Origin of the sequence: Pseudomonas sp. B34(2017) (assembly GCF_002112915.1) — a bacterium.
GTDB lineage: Bacteria > Pseudomonadota > Gammaproteobacteria > Pseudomonadales > Pseudomonadaceae > Aquipseudomonas > Aquipseudomonas pharyngis.
In genome coordinates this window covers 340,331-359,398 of record NZ_NEJA01000002.1, presented here as the reverse complement: position 1 = coordinate 359,398, position 19,068 = coordinate 340,331, and the positions used below count along the sequence as shown (strand labels likewise).

Annotated in this window: 9 protein-coding genes; 4 read left to right on the top strand and 5 right to left on the bottom strand. The window is 61.0% G+C overall.

All coding sequences use genetic code 11. The features are described 5' to 3' along the window. Positions 1-38: 38 nt before the first annotated feature. The 4 genes from CAF80_RS07130 to tssF all read right to left on the bottom strand — a co-directional run bounded on the left by CAF80_RS07130 (position 39) and on the right by tssF (position 10,154). Entirely contained in the window at positions 39-4,607 is a 4,569-nt protein-coding gene (locus tag CAF80_RS07130) for an RHS repeat-associated core domain-containing protein (protein WP_074692348.1), read from the bottom strand. Beyond that, the gene (locus CAF80_RS07125; protein WP_074692345.1) at positions 4,604-7,384 is read right to left on the bottom strand and encodes a type VI secretion system Vgr family protein; all 2,781 of its coding nucleotides are present in this window, start codon (positions 7,382-7,384) and stop codon (positions 4,604-4,606) included. Before CAF80_RS07125 ends, CAF80_RS07130 begins: the two co-directional genes overlap by 4 nt. Before the next feature lie 191 nt (positions 7,385-7,575). Beyond that, a complete protein-coding gene (gene icmH / locus CAF80_RS07120; protein ID WP_081353144.1) occupies positions 7,576-8,373 on the bottom strand; it encodes a type IVB secretion system protein IcmH/DotU in 798 nt (265 codons plus the stop codon). Positions 8,374-8,387: 14 nt separating this feature from the next. Further along, positions 8,388-10,154, bottom strand: a complete 1,767-nt coding sequence (gene tssF / locus CAF80_RS07115) for a type VI secretion system baseplate subunit TssF (RefSeq protein ID WP_074692342.1) — start codon at positions 10,152-10,154, stop codon at positions 8,388-8,390. A gap of 311 nt (positions 10,155-10,465) precedes the next feature. Here tssF and tssM point away from each other — a divergent pair, with 311 nt between their 5' ends. Both tssM and CAF80_RS07105 read left to right on the top strand, forming a co-directional pair. Then, on the top strand, positions 10,466-14,164 hold the full coding sequence (gene tssM / locus CAF80_RS07110; RefSeq protein WP_085667052.1) for a type VI secretion system membrane subunit TssM: 3,699 nt from the start codon (positions 10,466-10,468) through the stop codon (positions 14,162-14,164). 112 nt (positions 14,165-14,276) lie between these two features. Then, on the top strand, positions 14,277-14,651 hold the full coding sequence (locus CAF80_RS07105; RefSeq protein ID WP_074690617.1) for a hypothetical protein: 375 nt from the start codon (positions 14,277-14,279) through the stop codon (positions 14,649-14,651). Between the two features lie 58 nt (positions 14,652-14,709). Here the strand turns inward: CAF80_RS07105 and CAF80_RS07100 are convergent, their stop codons facing one another. Beyond that, entirely contained in the window at positions 14,710-14,934 is a 225-nt protein-coding gene (locus CAF80_RS07100) for a YgdI/YgdR family lipoprotein (RefSeq protein WP_074690616.1), read from the bottom strand. A gap of 198 nt (positions 14,935-15,132) precedes the next feature. Here CAF80_RS07100 and CAF80_RS07095 point away from each other — a divergent pair, with 198 nt between their 5' ends. Both CAF80_RS07095 and CAF80_RS07090 read left to right on the top strand, forming a co-directional pair. Next, positions 15,133-16,785 (top strand): VRR-NUC domain-containing protein, encoded by a 1,653-nt coding sequence (locus CAF80_RS07095; protein ID WP_074690694.1) that lies wholly within the window; start codon positions 15,133-15,135, stop codon positions 16,783-16,785. After that, positions 16,782-19,067 carry an ATP-dependent DNA helicase gene (locus tag CAF80_RS07090; protein WP_074690615.1) on the top strand — a complete coding sequence of 762 codons (2,286 nt, stop codon included), beginning with the start codon at positions 16,782-16,784 and terminating at the stop codon, positions 19,065-19,067. The genes CAF80_RS07095 and CAF80_RS07090 overlap by 4 nt, the downstream gene beginning before the upstream one ends. Position 19,068: the final 1 nt, after the last annotated feature.

Genomic DNA, 19,068 nt, shown 5'->3' with positions numbered 1-19,068 from the left:
AGTTTATGTCTGACCAGACCAGATAGTTTTTTTCCATGCTATGGAATTCTCTTGATTATGGATGGCCCATTTATGGGGACTAGTTGTTTTGTCTTTCTGTCTCTGTCTCTTACTCTTATGTATGTCCCCCCGGAGTCAATTATTCTGTTTTCCTTGTCTATTTGACTTTGTTTTAGCGCCGTTGGGCTGGTTACTTCATATGTTTGCGCTCGGCCATTATCAATGACGACCGTGTCAATTCTTCGCCTCTCTTCGGTAATCGGGTCCTTTACTGAATTTCCATGTGAGTCTCGCAAATAGCATTCGCACTGAATGGTTGCATGTGGATGTTTTTCCCTGATTTGGTTATTAAATGCTTGATGTCTTCTGTCACCATCCACCGCATTTTTTATACGGGCTAATCCATATGGATCAACCCAGTCCACCGGATTGGGGGCATAGGTATAGACATTCAGCCCACCCGCAAACCCAATCGGGTCCTTGCCGATAAACCGCCCCACCAGCGGATCATAGTACCGATAGCGGTTGTAGTGCAGTCCGGTTTCCACATCGAAGTACTGCCCCTGAAAGCGCAGCGGATTGCGGATATCCGCGCGCTTGGCAGTCTCGCTGCGCTGTTCCTTGGCTAAACCCCACGCTTTGTAGATCCCGGCCCAGGCGATATCGCCGTGCTCGTCGGTCAGCTCCATCGGCGTGCCGAGGTGGTCGCACTGATACCAGGCCACTGCGCTGAAGCTCACAGGCTTGGGTTTGTGCTGCCACAGCGGATCGCGGTCGATGTCGTAAGCACCCTCATAGACCGGCTCGGCCACTAGTTGGATGCTGCGTTGTTCAACGGCCTGCGCCACCGGCACAAAACTGCTCGGTTCAAAAAAGTAGTGGGTCAGGCGTTCGCTCTTGTCATTGTTGCGGCTTTCAAAAGCCAGTACATCACCATCCCAGCCATAGAGGGTGTAGCCGCATCCGTACTGCTCATCGAGCTTGGCGCGCTCCAGCTTGTTCCACATCGGCCCGGCTTCGCGACGGTCGTGGTACTTGGCTTTGGACAGTTTTAACAGGCGCCGACCCAGCGCGTCGTAGGCGAAGTTGACGGTCAATCGGTCATCTTCGTAGCCGATCAGGCGGTCGTACAGATCCCAGGTGAAGTGGGATTTTTTGCCATTGTGCAGCCGTTCTTTAAGGTTGCCGCGTTCGTCGTAGCTGTAGTGGGTGCCGACGTAATCGCGAAGCAGGTTGTCCAGCAGCTTAGGAGGGCCGTATTGATTGGGACGACGCGGCGCCTGCGGGTCCAGCAGATTGCTGGCCGGATCGAAGGCGAAGGTCTCTTCGCCGCTGATGGTTTGGGCCGCGAGCAGTCGGCCGAGTGGATCATAGCGGTAGCTCAGTGCACCGCGCCGGGTGTCGTCGATGAGCGTCAGCTGACCGGCAGCGTCGTGCCGGTAGTTACGCACCACCAAACGTTGGGAGTCGCCGCGTTTACCCAGTGCCTGTTCCAACAGCTGGCCGTTGGGTGTCCAGACTTGGCGCTGTTGCAGACCGTTGCCCTGATTACGGGCGATTTCACGGTGCAGGTTGTCGCGTTGGTAGCTGAGCAGCTCGGTGTCGTCGACCTTTAGCGCCAATAGATGGCCGCTGCCATAGGTCAACCAACTGACCCGATGCCCATCCGGGCGAGTAGTGGCGGTGCGCTGGTTGAGGGCATCGTATTCATGCTTCCACACCGCCACATGCGGTTCCTGCAGGTAGCGCAGGTATTGGTGCTCGCGGGTGTTGTTGCCCGCGCGATCATAGAACCATTGCAATTTGCAGGCAGCATTCTCGGCCAGCAGCAGATTGCCGTTGCCGTCATAGGCGAAGGTCTCGGTCTGCCATTCCAGGCCCTCCTTGTGCCCGGCATGGCGGGCGATCAGGCGGCCGAGTGGGTCGTATTCGAACTCGGTGACGCGGTCGCCATCGAGGCGGCGGGTCGGTTGATTGCTACCGTGGTCGTAGAGGTAGTGGGTGGTCTGCTGGTCGAAGCCAGTTTCCTTAAGCAAACGTCCGGCCGGGTCGTACTTGAAGCTGGCGCTGCTGTTGTTTTCGTTACGCAGTTCCAGCAGTTGGCCGAGGCGGTCCCAGCGGTAGTCGAGGGTTGTGCCGTTGGCGTCCTGACGCTGTTGGATCAAGCCGGCTTCGTTATAGTGCCAGGTGGTGCGCTGGCGCAGGGCGTCGGTGTGGGTGAGCAGGCGGCTCTCGGCGTCGCGTTCGAAGAGTTCTTCGGTTTTGTCCGGGTGGATAAGTCGCACCAGCTGCCCGGCGCGGTACTCGTAGGTGGTGACATTGCCTTCGGCATCGGTGAAGCGGCTGAGCTGGCCGAGTGCATCGTAGTCCCAGTGGCTGACCTTGCCGGAGCAGTCGGTGTAGCGGATCAGCTGCCCGTCGGCGTTGTAGGCGAGTTGCTTGCTGCCGCCGTTGGCATCGGTAGTGACCACGGGCAGGTTGTCGCTGTTGTAGGCGTACTGGGTGGTGTTCTCCAGCGGATCGATGGTTTCGATGATGTTGCCGCGTTGATCGTAGTCGTACTTCCACAAGCCGCCTTCGGCGTCGCGGGTTTTGAAGCGTTGATCCTGATCGTCGTAGGCGTGATGAACACTGCTGCCGTCGGGGCGGGTGTGCTGGAGCAGGTTGCCACGGTCGTCGTAGGCATAGCTGTCGGCACTGCCGTCGGTATGGATATGGCGGACAACATTCTTGGCATCGTCTCGGTAGAACCACTCTTCATTACCGTCGGGATAGATAACGCGGTAGGTGTAGCCGAGGATGTCGTAGTAGTACCAAGTCTCCTGACCCAAGGAGTCGGTCACGTAGGTCAGACGGATGTTCTCGTCCCACTCCAGTCGGGTGTCGTAGGTGCCGTCGTCGGCCCATTCGCGTATGGCCTTGGCGTCGGCGCCTTTGCCTTGCCATTGTAGATTGATACCCCGCCCAGTGCGGTCGGTGTATCGGGTGATCAGGCGATGCCTATATTCGTAGTTCCACTGCGCAGCGTGTTCGTCACGTGCAGCGATCAGGTCGCTATGCTCGTCGTAGTCATAGCCCGCCAGTTGGCGCTGGGGCCGGCCTTCGTGCATCAACCACAAGGCAGTGATGCATCCATTTTCGTCGAGTTCGCTATGGATATGGTGGTGTGCGGTGTCGTCCTGATAGGTGACCAGATCCGAAAGCACGGCTCGGCCTGCGTGTTGGTGCTCGTAGTGCAGGGCGATGCGGGCGCCACCACGCAAGGTGATGCCACTGAGCACATAGCGATCACCTTGCTTTTGAAACGTCTCCTGGCTGTCGTGACCGCGCACGACCACCAGCGTATTGGCCGTGGTGCGAATCAGCAGCATCCCTTCGATCGGGTCGTAGTGGTGCTTGCTGATCTCGAGATCAGGGTAACGCTGGCTGCGCCCGTCGTAACCGTGGTAGATCAGGCCATCTGCGTGTTGGTCAATGCGAATCGAGAACGGCGTGATCCAGCGTGCCCCAAAGCTTCCCTGATCAAACGCTGACAGGCTTGAGCGATAGGTGCGTGTCCACTCGATCGGGAAGGGGCCGGGCAGCGAGAAATCGGTGTGTTCCAGTGTTTCACTGCCAGTAGCGAAACTGATGCTGCGGCCAGTGCCTGAAGGGACGCTGAGACTACAGTTTTTACAGCCATTGGGATCATTGGCAGCTTTGCGCTCAGTTGAGCGGGTGACCTGTGCACCTTGGCCATGAGTGGCTTGTGCGCGATTGTTCTGGTGGCTGGAGGAATTGGTCGAGTGAGCGCCGCGACGTTTGCGGGCGGCTAATGCACTGACCAACTCCATGACCAGATTGCCGATACTGCCGATTTTTTTCGGATCCCCTAACCCCTGAACTTTCTGCGCCACCGCCAACCCGATCCTGTCGGCGGCACTGGCAACGGTGAGCAGCTTCTGGCAAACGGATTTGGACAGCAGCCTGTCGTCGATGATGAACTGGGCGGCAATGCCGACCACCGGGCCAAAGAAGAAGGAGCCAACCTTGGCTTTCTTGGCCAGCGCCTGCTGCCCTTGCTCGCTGGCAATGTTCCTGAGCATGCGGGCAAAGGCGGCACAGGCTTTTCTGATTTCTGCGGCGATTTTGGTGAGCAACTCGCTGAGACGCACCTGTATGGCGTTGGCAAAGTCTTCAAGTGCACCACGGGTTTTGTCATTGAGGTTCTCTTCCAATGCACTAAGCATGGCAGCAGATATGGCTGGCAGGCCGTTGCGGCGGATGGTTGAGAGCGTGGTGCGCACGGCGAGCCTTGCCGGCCCGACTCCTGGAAAGGAGACCAGACCAACGACGTTGATGCCAAAGCTGACCCATGTAAGGAAGTCGTTCTGGTCACCATCAATCAGGGTGAGCAGGTCGCCGATGGCGTCAATGGCGGCGAAGACGGTGCCCACACCTGGAATCACCGAGCCTGCGGTCTGTACGGCATTCCACCCCACGGCGTCATTGGTGAGTTTACGCAGCCACTGATCGAGCTTTTCCTTGCCCGCGTCGATGTCGTGTTTTGAGGTGGTATTGAGCGGGCCAGTGGCTGATTGGGGCGGACGCGGTGTCGCTGCGGTCATTTTGTTTTCTCCGAGAGCTTGCGTGGCAATCCGAGCATCTCGGCGTTCTTCACGAGTGTCTGAGGTAACTGGGAGGCAAAGGTGGCCGCCACGTTTGGCATTGGCACAGTCTTTTTCAGTAGATCTGTGGCAAGGCTCGCTGGCGTTTGCTGGGTGGCGTTGAGCACACTGTCCAGCAGGGCTTGCGCTTGTGCCGGCAGTGGTTTGGAGGCTTCAGTGGCACCTGCTTCTATCTGTTCATGCGGACCGGGGAAGCCGGGATCGGTCCAGACATCCACCGGGTCTTTGCTGAAAAGCACTTTCGCCGGGCCTGGCGCGACACCGGCCACGGCTGCAAAGCCATTGCCATCCAGCGTCCCTTTGATGACCTTGCCCAAGGCATCCTCCACTTGGTATTCACCTCCCTTGAAAGTGATCCCGTTGGCATACTGTTGAAGCAGTTCCAAGTTCCCTTTCCCCGCCTTCGGCTCCTCCGGAAACGCCGCCGCCTGGCTCTTCGCCCCCTCGTAAAAAAAGTCCGTGGCATGCGCCGTGTACAACCCACTGGTGGCATGGGTAATCCCACCTGCGTTGTAAGTGGTGCTACTCCCCGCCGCCTGAATCACGATCTCTTCCTTGGCACTCAAGGTGATGCGCTCAGCCGTCACGGTGACCTTGAGCTTGGCCAGCAGGTGGATGTTGTCTTTCAGTGCCCGGATGTCTATATCCCCGGAGGCCGCCACCAGCCGCCAGCCCAGGCTTTGCACAAAGGTGCGCATGCCACGACTGGCGCTGATCAACAGGCGTTTGCCGATGGCCAGGCTGGTGTGGCCGCCGCTGCTCAGGGCGAGGTGTTCGCCGCTGGCGATGTGGGTGGATTGCGGGGTGCTGCTGGCGATTCCGGCCGGACTGTGCAGTACCAGGTGCGGTTCGGCCAGTTCGGGGTATTGGTTGGCGCCGGGGTTGCCGCCGCTGCCACGGATGGCGCTGTGTTGGGCCTTGAGTGCGTCGGCCACTTCATCCTGATCGCCGCTTTCCTGGGCCAGGTGGTCGCGGGCTTCGCTAGCGAAGGTGGCGTGGTGTTGGCGGGCGGTGTCGAGTTGTTCGGCGGTTTCCGGCAGGTCGGTGTGGTGCTCGGCGGCGCGCGGGCGCAGTTGGGTGGTGAGTAATAGGCCGCCGCCGGCGCGCAATACGCCGTGGGCGTCGGTGCGCAGTTCAAAGCCTTCGCCGCGTGGCACGCCGCCGCCAGGGCGCGGGTGGGTGAGGTAGCCGAGGGTGAGGGCGCTGGCTTGGTGGTCGCTCATCAGCGCGGCGCTGATCTGCCCGGTGGTGTCGTCCAGGCGCAGTTCGTTGTGGCGTTCGCCGTGCAATTCCTTGCTGCGGATTGGGCTGAGGGCCTTGAACTCCGGCAGTTTGTACGGCGAGCGGTTGATGGCGTGGTAGCTGCGGCCAATGATCAGGGGCTGGTCGGGATCGCCTTGCACGAAGCCCACCAGCACTTCCTGACCGACCCGGGGCAGGGCGACGTGGCCCCAGCCGGCGCCGGCCCAGTTGTGGGTGACGCGCACCCAGCAGGAACTGCGGTCGTCGTCCTGGCCTTGGCGGTCCCAGGGAAATTGCAGGCGCACGCGACCGTGTTCGTCGCAGTAGATTTCTTCACCGGGCGGGCCGACGATGGTGGCGATCTGCGGCCCTTCGATGCAGGGTTTGGGGCGCGGTGGTGCTTGCCATTCCACCGTGTCGGGAATCAGTGTGGCGGTGAAGCTGTAATGGGTGCCCACCTGGCTGTCGGAAGCTTCTTCTTCCAGTGCGGTGTGCTGGCGGCCGATGTGGTGGATGGCGACGGCGCGCCAGCCGATGTTGAGGTCTTCACGCGGGTGGCCGACCAGGTCAAACGCCAGCCCCGGCACCAGGCGCGCATCGTCACCCGTGACTTCGGCAGTACGTGCATCACCGCGCAGGCCTTGCAAGCGGGTGAGGGTGAAGGGCTTGCCGGCGTCATCGTGCTTGTAGCGGCCGGGGTAGTCGTAGCGTTCGTAGTCGGGGCTTTGATGCTCCAGCTGGCGCGCCTGTTCACGCTGTTCGAGGTTGTAGCGCGGGTGGGTGAAGGTGTAGTCGCGCTGGGTCTGTTGCGCGCTGCGCACCTGCTCTCGGTAGGTGAAGCTGTGTAGCGCCGGTTGCGCCTGGGCGCCACCGGCGTTGGCCTCGTACACCACCGGTTCGCCGGGCAGCACGCCAAAACTGGCGATATGGTCGGCCTGGATAAGCTGATGCCCGCCCTCGCTGTGTTGGAAGATCGACAGCACGCCTTCTTCGGCGGCCAGGCGCTGGTAGAAGTCCCAATCCAGCTCGCCAGCCTGCACGCAGTACTCACGGGACAGGTGGGTTTCGGTCAGATGCTGGGTGCAGTTGCCCCAACGGCGCTCGGTGCACAGCTGTTCGAGGATCTGCGGCACGCTGCGTTGCTGGAAGATGCGCCAGTCCGATTGCAAGCGGGCGCGGGCCAGCTGCGGTTCGATCATGGCGCGGTAGACGGTGCGGCGAAAGCCGGTTTTGCCCTGCTCGAAGCGGCTGATCAGGCCATGCACATGGCGCACTGGCTGCTCGCCTTGCCAGATCGTCAGGGTGGCGGGTTGATCCAGCAGTTGCGCGAAGTTGGCATTGGCCGAAGTGCTGACCAGGTCTACGGTCAGGCAATACAGTTCGCAAAGACCTTCGGTCAGTTCAAACGAGACGATATCGAAGTTGATATCGGCAGTTGAACTGAAGGTAAAGCGCACATCGCGCGGATGAGGCATGGCAACTCCTGCTGGCGATCCATGTGGCAGGTTTAAAGATTTGGAAACTTTAAAGAGGCATTATCTGGATGTCGCCTTCATGCTTTCTTTATATGTTGTGGGAAGTTTCCGTTTGTTGTTGGCAGGACTGGTCTTTGCCGGACTGCTAATGTCTTGGGGATTACAGATAACGGCGATGCGACGCACGCAGTTCAACGCAACAAGATGCTTTCCAGCGATTGCATAACTTGCTGGGTCATGGTGTTCAGGCGTATTGCAAAGAACCCATAAGCGCCCAGGCAGATCGCACCGGCCGCCGCCCACGGTGTCCACCACGGCCATTGCCGGTTCATCTGGTAGTGGCGCGGCGCAACGTTGTCCAGCGGGCGGGTCAGCTGCGAAGGCACTGGGTCGTGCAGCGCCCCCATCATGGCTTGCAATCGGCTGATCAGTTGCTGCAAGACCTGGTCGCCCTGGGGCTGCACGCCGTACTGGCCTTTGAAACCCAGGCACAAGCACAGGTACATGAGCAGCAGCACGTCGCGGTACTGCTCTGGGGTTTCCTGCAGGCGAGCGAGCAGGGTGAAGAAAGTCTCGCCGCCCCAGGTTTCCTGGTGGAAGGTGCTCAGCAGTGACTTGGCCTGCCATATCGAGCCTGCGCCCCACGGGGTGGCCAATACCGCCTCATCGACAAACACGCACAGCACGTAGGAGAACACCCGCAGCTCGGCCTCGCTGTAACCGTGCTGGCGCAGTTCTTCCAGCATCACCTTGATCTGGTTGGTGAGGTGCCCTTGCAGTTGTGCCACCGGCGGGTAGGTGTCGGTCCGGCGCAGGCGAATTACCAGCCCGAACAGCGGCATGGCCACGTCCACCAATGGGTTGAGGCTGTGCCCGCGCAGCTGGAACTCCAGCGGGTCGTGGAGACAAAACAGCTCACCGTCGGGCCGGCCGTCGCGGGCGTCGCCATGGGTGCTGAAAAAGGTGGTGGCGGGGTTCAGGGTCGGCATGGCGGTCTCCGGCGTTAAATGATCGGTTGCTGACCGGTGCGCATCGGCCAGGTAAAGGCGGTGCCGTCGGCGGTGTTGATGATTTCCAACTGGTGGAAGGCGTTGGTGCTGGCGTACAGCGCCATGAAGTGCGAGAGCACGCTGCCAAACAGATGCAGGTCGCCAGCGTTGCTGAAGGCAGTGGGGTCGATGGTCAGGGTGGTGCAACTGCCGCGTACGGGCACGCCCCTGATTAACCAGTCGACCGGTGCGGTGCTGACCCGGCGAATGCCTTCCAGGCGGCGTTGGGTGGCGCGGTGGCGGGGCAGGTCGTGGGCTGCGATAAAGTCATAGACCTGCAACACCGCCTTGAGCGCCGCTGGCGATGACAGTGACAGGTTATTCAAGGCCAGGTTCGAGATCAGCGCCCATTGCACCTGGCCGTCGAGCATCGGCGGGTAGGCGCGGCTCGGGCGGGTGAGGTTGCGGTAGGTGGCGAATGAGGGCGTGGTCTGGGTGGTGAGGCTGAGCTCGCCTATCTGCAATTGCCGGGGCAGGTCGCCGTTGCTGCAGGTCAGTTCGACGTTGAGCACTTCACGCTCGCCCAGGTACGGGCGCTGGTCGGCATGGATCAGGCGCAGGCTGTGTTTGGCGCGGTCCTTGAGCAGCTCCGGTTCAATGGTGTGGCTGAAATAGCGCGCCGTGCGCTGGCCGACCGGTTCGACCTGATGTCGCAGCGATTCATACGGAGCGAAGTCGACACGGTAGTTATCTGCCGGGGTTTGCGGTTTGCGCCGCCGGGCGCTGACCCGGTCGATGCTGAAAATCTCATAGGCTTGGTGGTGCGGGCCGCGCGGTTGCACTTGCACGTGCAGCTCCTCGCCGTCCAGCTGGATCGGTTCGGCGGGGTGTTCAAACAAGTTGATGGCGGGAGTGCAGTACAGGCACAGCGTCTCGGGGTTGACCTGCACAGTGGCCGGCAGCGGGGTAGAAAAGTGCAGCTCCAGGCGAATCTGCCCGGCTGTTGCCTGTGGCCAAAGGCGGCGCAGGCCGCTGACGCTGAAGCCGTGAAAACGCTGGGGGAAGTAGAAGTATTCCTGGAGCAGGCGATAGCCCTCCAGTTGCTGGCCCAAGGTGGGCAGCAGGGCGTCGTGGGGCTCGAAGCCGGGAAAGCCCAGGGCGTGTGGCGGCAGGGCCAGGCGCTGGTCGTCGAGGCACAACACCATTTTGTGCAGGTGCTGGGCCAGCCACTGGTAGAGCGTCAATGCATTCAGATCGCCGCCGCCGAGGTGGAAGTCCAGGCGGTCGCCGTTGATCTCGCTCAATGGCTGGTCCGACAAGGCTTGCAGCTCGATGCTCAACACCGACTTTTGCACGCTGTGGGAGACGCTGGCGGCACTCACCTGCAACGGGTAAAGGGTCACGTCGGTACAGGTGCGGAAGGTGTAACTGACGCCGTCTACCGGTTGAGAAAACAGCTGCGTGCCCTTGGCAATCACCTGGGGGCCGCTGAGGGCGTGCGCTACGGGCTCAAAGCGCACCTGGGTCAGGCTGGGCAACGGGCGTAGGTAGTTGGGGTAGACCTGCTGCAGCAGCTGGTGAGTGATCTGTGGCAGGTCATCTTCGATCTTCAGGGCCAGCTTGGCGGTCAGGAATGCGAAGCCTTCCAGCAGGTGCGCAGCGCCCGGATCTGACGCCTGGTCACCCAGGAACGGTGCCAGTCGCGGGTCGTCTTCAGCGAACTCACGCCCCAACTCTCGCAAGTAACGGAGTTCTTCTGAAAAGCGGTCTTTTAGCGACATGGATCAAGCCTGTTTAATGAGTTTAAAGTTGTGCGGGTTATTTGTGGGAAAGTTCTGTAGGTAAGTTGTAGGCTCGTGCTGTTAGATGAGGTTTAAAGATATTTGCAGATGTTTCGGTTGGTGGACTTGCTGCGTCAAGGTAATTAAAAGTTCAGGTGTAAGTTTTTGTTTCTTTCGTGTTGTGCATTGAAAGTGGGTTGTTTGCACTGCTACTGTTTGCCCGAAATCAAGAATGAAGCCATTCAAATAAAAGTTTTCGCACACGGGCGGGGACGATTTTTATCTTGGAAAAAGTTCAGGGGCGAACAGTAATGAACAAGAGGCTGGGCACGTTGGCGCGCGGGTTTTATGCCCTTCAGCGCCATGGGGCGCTGATCGCCATCGCCGCTGGGGTGTTGGCCATTGCGCTGGCGCTGGGGTGGCTGTGGTGGTTGGGGCCAACCTGGACCTGGCGCGACGAGCAACCGCTGGCATCCTGGCCGCTGCGCCTGGCGATCAGCGTGGGGCTGGTGGTGCTGCCGCTGTTGGCGTGGACCTGGCTAGTGCACCGTCGGCAGCGCCGTTTGCAGTGGGAACGTGAGCAACAGGCACAACGGGTGCAAGACCCTTGCCTGGTCTACCTGCAAGCCCAGGAACGGTCATTGGAAAACAACCTGGCGCGGGTTCGGGACAACCATCAGGGCCGCAGCCTGCACCAGATCCCCTGGTACTTGGTGCTGGGGGAGGAGAACGCCGGCAAGTCCAGCTTTATCAGCCGCTCCAGCCAGAGTTTCGCCCTGACCCGCACTGCGCGCAGTGGTGCTGCGCAGGCCGCTTCTGATCCAGACCTGGCGTTCGATATCGACTGGTGGATCGGCGATGAGGCGGTGCTGATCGACCCGCCCGGCGAGTTCATCAGCCAGCCCGAGCGGCAGCCGCCACCGACGCCAGCTCCAGCCGCGCCCACTGAGGATGCTGCGGCGGACACTGACGCGATCGCCGAACCCGCAGTCGCCCAGGTCGAACAACCCAGCGGGCTGCCCGCCGGCGCCGAGAAACGCCTGTGGCACCACCTGATCGACTGGCTGGCACGCAGTCGCAGCCGCCGTCCGCTCAACGGCGTGGTGCTGTTGGTGGACATGGTCAGCCTGTTCGAGCGTCCGCCCAACGAGCGCCGCAACCTAGCCTATCTGCTGCGCGCCCGTCTGAACGAGCTGGGTCATGAGCTGGGTACGCGGCTGCCGTTGTATGTGGTGCTGAGCAAGTTCGATTTGCTCGACGGCTTTGAAGCGTTGTTCGCCAAGCTTCCGGCGTCGGCGCGCGAAGAGGTGCAGGGCTTCACCTTCAGTCTTGATGCAGTTGAGGATTTTGATGCCTGGCTGGGTGAGTTGACGGCCGCGTATGACCGCTTCGTCGATGTGTTGAACATGAAGGTCATGCGGGCCATGGGGGATCCCCAGCCAGCCGAGGTACGTGAGCAGTTGTTCTGCCTGATGCGTCAACTCAGTGGTTCGCGGGAGATTCTGCTGCGCTTTCTCGGCGATGTGCTGGGCAGTGATCGCTACACCACGCCGGCGCTGGTGCGTGGGGTGTACCTGTCGTCGGTGTACCAGCGTGGCGTTGTGTCCAACCTGTTTGTCGAGGCGTCGGCGCGGGCCTATGGGTTCCCCGCGCCGGTCAGCTCGGTCAAGCCGCAGGGGCATTCGGTGGTGTACTTCGCCCAGCACCTGTTGCAGCAGGTGGTCTACCCGGAGGCCGGGTTGGCCGGGGACAATTTCAAGGTGGCGCGGCGCAAGCGTCGCCTGCTGCTCAGCGGTTCGGTATTGGCCGGGATTTCCAGCGCGTTGCTGGTGGGCGGTTGGTGGTACTACTACGGTATCAACCGCGACAAGGCTGATCAGGTCCTGGCCCAGAGCCAGGCCTTCAGCAGCAAGGCCAGCGACCTGCAGGCCGACCCCACCGGGCTGAACTTGCTGGTGCCGCTGGATGAAATTCGTGATGCGGTCACGGTGTATGGCGACTATCGAGCCACCTGGCCGCAATTGGCCGACATGGGCTTGTACCAAGGGCAGCTCATCGGGCCGATGGTCGATCAGGCTTACCTGAGCCTGTTGTCCCGGCGTTTCCTGCCGGCGATTGCCGAAGGCGCCGTCGAGGTCATCCACCGCGCCGAACCGGGCAGCGATGAACAGCTTGCCGCCCTGCGCGTGTACCGCATGATTGAGGATCGCGACAATCGTCGCCCGGAGATCGTTGCGCAATGGATGGCCCAGCAATGGCAACAGGCCTATCCGGGGCAGGGCCAACGTCAGGCGGCGTTGATGCGCCACCTGACTTACGCGCTGACCTATGCCGATGTTGAACTGCCCGAGCACGGTGCACTGATCGCACAAACCCAACAGCAATTGCGCAAACTGCCGATGGCGCAACGGGTGTACATGACCCTGCGGCAACAGGCGCAGGAGCGCCTGCATGGCGAACTGGACTTGCGCAACGAGATTGGCCCGGCCTTCGACGTGGTCTACCGCCCCCTGAACGAACGCGACAGCGGTGCGGCACTGGACGAAAACCTGGCGTTGCCGCCCCTGCTGACCGCGCGGGGCTTTCGGGATTATTTTGAGCCCAACAGCCAGAACGTCACTGAGCTGGCGCTGATCGATCAATGGGTGTTGGGCGAGCGCCGTAGCCTGGATTATTCCGAAGCCGACCGGCAGGTGCTAATCGAACGGCTGAGGGCCTTGTACAGCGCCGACTATGTCGACAGTTGGCGCCGCGCTTTGAATCAGTTCGCCGTCACCGACTTCACCGACCCGGCCCAAACCCTTGAAGTGCTGGGCCAGGTCACCGGCCCGGCTGCGCCCCTGCGCCGTTTGCTGGAAACTGTGCGTGACAACACCCTGATTTATCCGCCTGCCACCGGCAAGGACGAGGCGGCGCCCGGCGATGAGCCCGGCCGCACTCAGGCGCTGGGTATTCACCGCGCATTCGCCGGCCTGTCCGGGTTGCTCAATGCCGAGCAGGACAAGCCGTCCTACTACGAAGAAACCCTGCGCGCGGTCAATGCCGTCTACGACTATGTCAAAGGCGTGCAGGATCAGCCAAGCCCTGGCAAGGCGGCGCTGGGCGTGGTGCTTACCCGGTTTTCCAAGTCCGATCCTGACCCGATCCGTAACTTGCAACGCATCGCTTCGGGTCTGCCCGAGCCACTGAACCGACACGTCAACCAATTGGCTGTACAGAGCTCTCAGATGCTGACCATTAGCGCGCTGCGCGAGTTGGAAAAACGCTGGGACAGTGAGATTTACAGCTTCTACCGTGACCGCCTGGCTGGACGCTATCCGTTCAAGGCCAGTGGCGAGGACGCTTCGCTGGAGGACTTCGTCGCTTTCTTCGGGCCGAAAGGGCGCCTGCAACAGTTCCAGGACCAGTATCTGAACGTGTTCCTCAAGGACAATCTGGACAGCCTGTCCGCCGGAGACCAGGGCGGCCACTGGGTGCGCCAAGAGGTGTTGGAGCAACTTGAAAAGGCTGAGCGCATCCGCGAGACATTCTTCAGTCCAGACGGCCACCTGGCCGTGCAACTCACCATCGAACCCCTGGCCCTGAGCGCGACCCGTCTGAGCAGCATGCTCAGCGTCGACGGCCAACTGATCCCTTACCAGCACGGCGCGCCGCAACGCACGGGGTTGGTGTGGCCCAACAGTCTGGGCAACACCAATGGCAGCCAACTGACGCTGGTGCACAGCAGCGGCAACACCGCCAGCCTGAGCTATCGCGGGCCGTGGTCGTTGTTCCGGCTGCTCAGCCGTGGGCATCTTAATGGCAGGACCGACACCAGCGTGGACCTGACCTTTGCCGTCGCCGATGGCTTGATGCGCTATCGGATTGGGGCGGAGAAGGCCAACAACCCGGTTACCCAACGCAGTTTTGAAGGGTTTGTTTTGCCGAGGACGTTGTTGGAGGAGCGTCGATCAAACAAAACCATAAACAGGGTTGAGGGTGTCGCCTCAACGGAGACGGGCAGGAAGTGACTCACCAACCATTCCCTGACTCCAATCCCTGCACCAACAGGAAATGCGGCCTAAAGCCATGACGTCGACGTTCGTCATTCAAGGGCTGCCAACGAGTACAGGAGATTCACACGTGAAAGGTTTCAAGGGGTATATCGGTATCGCGGGACTGGCGCTGCTGTCGGCCAATGCCTGGGCCGATCTGCCTCACAGCTCGATTCTGAGTCGCTATGGCGTGACACCCGATCAACTGCCAGAGCCGGCCAAAAGCGAAGACGCCAAACCCGTCGAAGAAAAAAACCGCTTTCATATCCAGCCCGAACAACCGTTCGTGACCGTTCGCATCGGCGAAGACCATGAGCCGGAAATGACCGGAAATCTGAGCATCGACCGCATGGCGCAACAGGAGCGTCAGCGCTGCCAGCGCTTGCAGGAAGAACTGGTTCGCCGTGGCGAGCGTCCCTTCAGTTGCGACGGCTCCCTCCCGGGCATGGCGTTACCACGCTGATGAATACAAAAAAGGCTGCGATCCCATAAGGTCGCAGCCTTTTTTGATGTTTTATCCGTCAGTCTTCTTTGCGCACCGTGGCCACTTCGTCGGCACGCACGCGGACTTTGGCGCCGGAAATATCCTTGAACTCGTAGAAGCCATCCTCGGTTTTGGTATCGGGCATGTCTTCGGTCAGGTACTGGGTGCCGTTCTGCAGGGTGACCACCGTTGGCGTCGAGCAACCGGCCAGCGTCAACAGCACAGCTACTGCCAGCGGGATACCCAAGGTTTTGATTTTCATAGGACGGCTTCCTCATTCATTTCGACCATTGTCGGTCCTCTAACGCGGTTGGTGCCGTGACACCCGGAAAAGTTCGATGGCCAAGTGAAAAAAACCGCTTTGCCGATGCCACTGATCTTTTTCCGTTTGCGCCCGCTGGGGCAGACTGGTATCTGTACGCATAACCAGTACTCGCTTGCCATGGCCCCCGAATCTACCGTGACTGCCAATCCCCTCGACGATCCGTTCTATTACCTCAACAACTTCCGCCAGGTGCTTGATTGGCTTGAGCTTCGCTATGCCGATGTCATGAGCGAAACGGAACATGCCTTCATTCGCGAGTTCAAGGCGCTGCCGCGTCCGTCCCAGGGCCTGCTGGTGCGTATGGTGATGCGCAAGGGTGTACATTTCCGGGCCAGCAAGCTGAATTATCCGGAAATCGGCGACATCGCCGAGGCGGCGCAACCGCTGCTGGAGCATGGCTGGCTCCATGAACAGGCGCCGTTGTCGATGGCGGAACTGTTCGAGGTGTTGCTCAAGGCCGAGATCCTGCAAGCCTTCGGCCCGGCCATCGACCAGCCCCGAGGCAAGAAAGTCGACTGGTTGCCGCAGCTGCACGAACAATTCCCCGAGCCCCGCAGTTTCGTGCAATGGTGCCCGGCGCTGGCGGATCGGCTGTTCAGCCTGACGCTGATGGACCTGTGCGACCGTTTTCGCCTGATGTTCTTCGGCAATCTCTATCAGGACTGGTCGGAATTCGTGCTCGCCGACCTCGGCATCTTCACTTATGAAAAAGTCGAGTTCAGCGCCGATTCCCGGGGTTTGCGCAGCCGTGCCGACGTCGATGCCTGCCTGTTTCTGCATGACTGTCAGCTGTATTTCGAAGCCGGCGAGCCGCTGGAGCCGATCGTCGAACAAGTCGCGGCGCTGCATTTCGATAACCCGTGGCTGCAACGCCGACGCGGCAAGCTGTTGTTCCAGATCGGCCAATACTGCGAGCGCCTCGGCGAATTCGCCCTGGCGCTGAAGATCTATCGCGACTGCGCCTATCCCGGCGCGCGATTGCGGATGATCCGCGTGCTGGAGCGCAGCGCCGAATATGCGTTGGCTCTCGAACTGGCGGTCATTGCCGAGCAGGCGCCGGAAACCGCTACCGAACAGCAGGGCCTGCAACGGGTGTTGCCGCGTTTGCGACGCAAGCTCGGCGGGCCACCGATCAAACGCACGGCGCCTAGCCTGGTGGAGCGGCTGGATCTGCACCTGCCGCGTATCGATCCGGCATTGTCGGTGGAATATCACGTCCAAGCGCACTTGCACGACGAAACGGGCCCGGTGCATTACGTGGAAAACAGCCTGATCAACTCACTGTTCGGCCTGCTGTGCTGGCCGGCGATCTTCGCGCCGCTGCCGGGCGCGTTCTTTCACCCGTTCCAGCGCGGGCCGGTGGATCTGCTCAACGAGGACTTCCAGTTCCGTCGCGCCGAGCTGTTTCAGGCCTGTCTGGCCGAGCTCGACGATGGCCGTTATGCAGACACCATCCGCGCGCGGTTCACCACCAAATGGGGTGTGCAGTCGCCGTTCGTGTTCTGGGGCGCGCTCAATGAAGAACTGCTGGAGCAAGCTTTGGCTTGTCTGCCGGCCGAACACCTCAAGCACTGGTTCAGCCGTCTGCTGCTGGACATCAAGGCCAATCGCGCCGGCATGCCCGACCTGATCCAGTTCTGGCCGCAGCACAGGACCTACCGGATGATCGAAGTCAAAGGCCCGGGCGATCGGCTGCAAGACAATCAATTGCGCTGGCTGGAGTTCTGCCACACGCACCGGATGCCGGTCGCCGTGTGTTACGTGCAATGGGCGGAGCAGGGCGCTTGAGCTACAGCATCGCCGTGCGGGCATTGTGCGAATTCACCGCGAAAACCGGTGACCTCGACTTGCGCTTCACCCCGTCACCGACCGCGCTGGAGGGGATTGCCGGGCATCGCACCGTGGCGTCCCGGCGCAACGACGCCTACCAGAGCGAAGTGGCGCTGGAGGGCGCATTCGGGCCATTGAAGGTCAAGGGCAGGGCGGACGGCTACGACCCGACGCAGAACTGCCTGGAAGAGGTCAAAACCTACCGTGGCGACCTGGGCAAGCAACCGGCCAATCACCGTTCGTTGCATTGGGCCCAGGCGAAGATTTACGGCTGGTTGATGTGCTGCCGATTGCAGCTTGAGCAGATCAATCTGGCGCTGGTGTATTTCGACATCGTCACGGAAAAGGAAACCTGCCTGGTCGAGGCGTTCAGCGCTGATGCGCTGCGACAGTTCTTCGAACAGCAGTGCGGTTTGTTCCTCGCGTGGGCCGAACAGGAAATGGCCCACCGCGAAGCGCGCAACCGGGCGGCGCAGCAGCTGGGTTTTCCCCATGCCACGTTTCGCCCCGGCCAGCGTCACCTCGCCGAATCGGTGTTCAAAGCCGTCAGCACCGGGCGCTGCCTGATGGCCCAGGCCCCGACCGGGATCGGCAAGACCCTCGGCACCCTGTTTCCGATGCTCAAGGCATTGGCGCCGCAACAACTGGACAAGGTCTACTTCCTCACTGCCAAGACACCCGGACGCAAACTGGCGCTGGATGCGGCGCAAGTGCTGTTCGAGCACAGCGAAACCTTGCCCCTGCGGGTGCTGGAAATGGTCGCCCGGGACAAGGCCTGCGAACACCCGGACAAGGCCTGTCACGGTGAATCCTGCCCGTTGGCCCAGGGCTTTTACGACCGTTTACCCGCCGCCCGTGAGGCTGCCAGCCAATTGCGCCTGCTGGATCAGGCCGCACTGCGGGACGTCGCGGCGCGGCACGGGGTGTGTCCGTATTACCTGAGCCAGGAAATGGCCCGCTGGGCCGACGTGGTGGTGGCGGACTACAACTATTACTTCGATTTCAGCGCGCTGCTGTTCGGTCTCGCGCAGTTCAATCAATGGAACATTGCGGTGTTGGTGGACGAGTCGCACAACCTGGTCGAGCGCGGGCGGCAGATGTACAGCGCCACTCTCGATCAGGCGACACTGGGCAGCGTGCGCAAAACCGCGCCCGAGGTCCTGAAAAAGTCTTTGCAACGGGTCAATCGTGAATGGAACGCGCTGCACAATGACCAGTTCGCGCCGTATCAGGCCTACGACAAGGCGCCGGAAAAACTGTTGCAGGCGCTCTCATCCTGCACGGCGAGCATCGGCGACTACCTCAACGATCACCCGCAAGGGCTCGACAGCGGACTGCAGAACTTCTACTTCGAAATGCTGCAATTCGGCCGGGTGGCGGAACTGTTCGACGCGCATTATCTGTTCGACATCAGCAAACGCGATCTCGAACGCAAACGCCCGTTATCACAACTGTGCCTGCGCAACGTGGTGCCGGCGGCGTTCATCGGCCCGCGCCTGACGGCGGCGCGCAGCAGCGTGCTGTTTTCCGCCACCCTCAGCCCGCGCCACTATTACGCGGATTTGCTCGGCACCCCGGCCGACACGGTCTGGATCGACGTCGAGTCGCCGTTCAGCGCCGAACAATTGCAGGTGCAGATCGTCAGCCGGATTTCCACGCGTTTCACGCACCGGCAAGCATCGCTGGAACCGATTGTCGAGCTGATCGCCCGCCAGTTCAGTGAACGTCCGGGCAACTACCTGGCGTTCTTCAGCAGCTTCGATTACCTGCAACAGGTCGCGCAGTTGCTCGCCGAGCGGCACCCACACATCACCCGCTGGCAGCAATCCCGAGGCATGACCGAAGGCGCGCGGCAGGACTTTCTCGATCAATTCACCGCCGACAGCCAGGGCGTCGGTTTTGCCGTGCTCGGCGGCGCCTTCGGTGAGGGCATCGATCTGCCCGGCGCGCGGCTGATCGGCGCGTTCATCGCCACCCTCGGGCTGGCACAGCTCAATCCGGTCAATGAACAGATGAAGCGCCGTATGGCAGCGATCTTCGGTGCGGGCTACGACTACACCTATCTTTTCCCAGGCGTGCAGAAAGTGGTGCAGGCTGCCGGGCGGGTGATCCGTACCCAGCAGGATCGCGGCGTGGTGATGCTGATCGATGATCGTTTTGCCGAAAGCCGAATCAAGCAATTATTGCCGTTCTGGTGGTCGTTGAGCAGTGAGAATCCGGTTGGCGATGTTGCGGGATAAC

Bases quoted from the DNA above. Each gene is read 5' to 3' on its own strand.
- tssM (WP_085667052.1), top strand. From the start codon at position 10,466: ATGAACAAGAGGCTGGGCACGTTGGCGCGCGGGTTTTATGCCCTTCAG.
- CAF80_RS07125 (WP_074692345.1), bottom strand. From the start codon at position 7,384: ATGCCTCATCCGCGCGATGTGCGCTTTACCTTCAGTTCAACTGCCGAT.
- icmH (WP_081353144.1), bottom strand. From the start codon at position 8,373: ATGCCGACCCTGAACCCCGCCACCACCTTTTTCAGCACCCATGGCGAC.
- CAF80_RS07100 (WP_074690616.1), bottom strand. From the start codon at position 14,934: ATGAAAATCAAAACCTTGGGTATCCCGCTGGCAGTAGCTGTGCTGTTG.
- tssF (WP_074692342.1), bottom strand. From the start codon at position 10,154: ATGTCGCTAAAAGACCGCTTTTCAGAAGAACTCCGTTACTTGCGAGAG.
- CAF80_RS07130 (WP_074692348.1), bottom strand. From the start codon at position 4,607: ATGACCGCAGCGACACCGCGTCCGCCCCAATCAGCCACTGGCCCGCTC.